The following is a 210-nucleotide window of genomic DNA, read 5'->3' as shown; positions in this document are numbered from 1 at the left end:
TTGTACGTTGAAAACTGAATATCTTAATTCCAAGAAAAAACCGAGAATCATTGAGATCAATGAACGATTGCAAAGCGACCGAGAGAGTTCGAAAGAACGAAACTTGTTAGGTCAAGTGAAGAAGGGCGCACGGTGAATGCCTTGGCACTGGAAGCCGATGAAGGACGCGACTAACCGCGAAAGTCTTCGGGGAGCCGTAAGTAGGCTTTG

Annotated in this window: 1 rRNA gene; it reads left to right on the top strand. The window is 46.2% G+C overall.

The features are described 5' to 3' along the window. Positions 1 to 109: 109 nt before the first annotated feature. A 23S ribosomal RNA gene (locus lacNas_RS00375) occupies positions 110 to 210 on the top strand; the annotation flags it as partial.

Origin of the sequence: Lactobacillus nasalidis, from assembly GCF_016587775.1 — a bacterium.
In the GTDB taxonomy this organism is placed as follows: Bacteria; Bacillota; Bacilli; order Lactobacillales; family Lactobacillaceae; genus Lactobacillus; species Lactobacillus nasalidis.
The sequence above is the reverse complement of the archived record's forward strand: the minus strand, read 5'-3'. Positions and strand labels throughout refer to the sequence as shown.